Source organism: Rhodoferax sp., from assembly GCF_039922535.1.
Classification (GTDB): Bacteria; Pseudomonadota; Gammaproteobacteria; order Burkholderiales; family Burkholderiaceae_C; genus Rhodoferax_B.
Genome location: NZ_JBDTEM010000338.1, coordinates 1 through 2,234 on the forward strand (window position 1 = coordinate 1; position 2,234 = coordinate 2,234).

Sequence of the window (2,234 nt, forward strand, 5' to 3'; positions counted from 1 at the left end):
AGAGCGCAACCTTGCCAAGGTTGAGGTCGAGAGTTCGAGACTCTTCTCCCGCTCCAAATTGGCAAAAAAGGAAGCTTAGGCTTCCTTTTTTTATGCCCGTTTGTTTTTATGCAGTGCCGCAGCCAGCACCATGCCTTCCCTCTGAAAACAGCTATTCCCGCGGGTTACAATGCGGCTGCTTTTTAGCCAAGGCGAGACAAAAAAGAGGCCCAATCCTCTGGTCCCGGCCCTGTCAACCACTGTGTTGCCGGGGCTGTTTTGTTTCAACATGCCCAGGTTGATGCAGCAGGCTCGGTGGTGTAATTGGTAGCCACAGCAGACTTAAAATCTGCCGACGCAAGTCGTACCGGTTCGATTCCGGTCCGAGCCACCAATTTTGCATTTTCGCGTGGCGATAATGCTGGATTTGCCCCAAATCCCATGGAACACGACAAACCCGAACCCCAAGAAGAATACGTGCCTGGTGTGGCCAATGGCCGCCACTACATGGCCAAGCTATGCCATTTTGCTGACGGGCCGTGGTCGATAGAGCTTATCCATGTGGAAGGTTTACCGCCCTTGAGCGACGGCGACAAGAGCTGGCCCACACGTGCCGAGGCGGTGCAGGCGGCCGACCAGCTAGTGGCAGCTCTGGCGCATTAAGCGGGGCTATATCAGCCTCGGAAGGAGGCGTTATTGCTGCCGTCCCGGGATTTGAAATGCGGCAGCTTGCTTTTGGTAAAGCTGACCAGTTGGTCCCAGTTAGATGCAGGAGCGTCATCATGCCGGTCCAACCTTTCCAGTTCATCCCATCCTTCTGGGGTCAAGCCGCGCACGATGGCAAAAAGAGGCGGTTTGGGCGGTTGGGCACCCTTTACAAAAGGCCCGACTTCCGCATCGATCCAACCCGCGCATTTGAGGTCGATCGCTCCATCGATTTCAGCCGGATCGGACAGGTAGGTGTGGCCTTTTTGCAGGGACAGTTTTCTCAAAAGAATCAAGGACATGGCTTGCTCCGTAGACAGGGGCCTATTGCACCCAATTTCGGGAATGATCGCTGTAGGACAAGCGCGCATCGGTAGGTACGCGGGAACCGCTTCTGCAACGATTTTTTTGCGACGGCGGCTTTTAGATTGGCCTGCTTGTAAATTGATAGCTGCCCGTGCAGGCAGGGTCTTCGCAAACGGCTTAAATCTTGAAAATTAATAAACTGGATGCACGGTGCACCGGTCGCACCAGCCTTGTTCATCCCCCGCTGCCAGTGCACGTAAAATCTTATCGTCTCGAATCCACCACCGACGGAGGCACTTTTCTTTTGGATGATTCCCATAGGTTTTGTGGCTCTGGTCCGAGCGCTGGTTTTCAACCCTCTCAAAAGCGCCTAATATCTCCCTATGCCCCGTTACAACGCCCCCTTTGAAATCCATGTGCATGGCCAAGTGCCGCTGCGCACCGACGTGACGTTCAACCAGATCCAGGACGCGCTCAAGCCGTTGTGGAAATATGCGGGGGCCAAGTCCCTGGCCGATGCCGCGGGCAGCGCCTATGAAGAAGAGCCGGGCATCCAGTTCGACGCGCCCGAACACATGCTGCAAATGTGCTGGACGGTGCCGGGCGACGAGGATTTCAAGCAGGCACTGGACGAGATGTGCATGAGCCTGAACGAGCTGGCCGAACGCGGTGCGTCCATCGAAATCACCTTCTACGACACCGACTTTGACGAAGAAGACGAAGAAGCCACCGACGATTCACGCGACGACTTCATGATGCTGTTCGTGGGCCCCACGCCCGCGGCCATCATGCAGGTGCAGCGCGATCTGCTAGTGCAGGATGTCATCAACATGATGGAGCGCCACTTTGATGCGTCCGAACTCAACGGCATCGTGCGCGAAATCGACGTGCTGTTCACCCAGCGCTTCGATGCCCTGGTGAATTCGCTGGAGCTGGGCAAACCGCCGCGTGGCCCTGGCGGCTCGGGCGGTGCCGGTGGGCACGGTGGCGGTGGTCGCCGCCCACGCCACCTGCATTGATCATTACTAACGCGACATTAGGGCGCGTCCCAGCGCCCCGCAATATTTTTAAGTAGCTGGTTGGTTGCCGCCAAACGGCGGTTTTGCACGTCCAGCAAGCTGCGTTCGCTAGACAGCGCCGTGGCCTGCGCCACCACCACGTTCAAATAGCTCACCGTACCGCTCTGGTATTGGTTTTTCACAATCTCCAAAGACCGGTTGGCGGCCGCCAGGGCTTCAGTTTGC

At 56.7% G+C, this 2,234-nt stretch carries 4 protein-coding genes and 1 tRNA gene; 3 read left to right on the forward strand and 2 right to left on the reverse strand.

Annotation, left to right across the window (positions count from 1 at the left end; genetic code table 11):
- The first annotated feature begins 288 nt into the window (after window positions 1-288).
- Window positions 289-373: transfer RNA gene (locus tag ABI213_RS16070), tRNA-Leu, on the forward strand.
- A 47-nt stretch (window positions 374-420) separates the two neighbouring features.
- Window positions 421-642, forward strand: coding sequence for a hypothetical protein (locus ABI213_RS16075; protein ID WP_348008169.1), 222 nt, complete (start codon window positions 421-423; stop codon window positions 640-642).
- A gap of 11 nt (window positions 643-653) precedes the next feature.
- On the opposite strand, the gene ABI213_RS16080 is transcribed toward ABI213_RS16075, so the two are convergent.
- Window positions 654-986 carry a hypothetical protein gene (locus ABI213_RS16080; protein ID WP_348027840.1) on the reverse strand — a complete coding sequence of 111 codons (333 nt, stop codon included), beginning with the start codon at window positions 984-986 and terminating at the stop codon, window positions 654-656.
- Between the two features lie 387 nt (window positions 987-1,373).
- Here ABI213_RS16080 and ABI213_RS16085 point away from each other — a divergent pair, with 387 nt between their 5' ends.
- The gene (locus tag ABI213_RS16085) at window positions 1,374-2,009 is read left to right on the forward strand and encodes a DUF6806 family protein (RefSeq protein WP_348008171.1); all 636 of its coding nucleotides are present in this window, start codon (window positions 1,374-1,376) and stop codon (window positions 2,007-2,009) included.
- A gap of 17 nt (window positions 2,010-2,026) precedes the next feature.
- On the opposite strand, the gene ABI213_RS16090 is transcribed toward ABI213_RS16085, so the two are convergent.
- Window positions 2,027-2,234 (reverse strand): TolC family protein (locus ABI213_RS16090; RefSeq protein WP_348027842.1); only part of this gene is annotated, 208 nt, incomplete at its 5' end.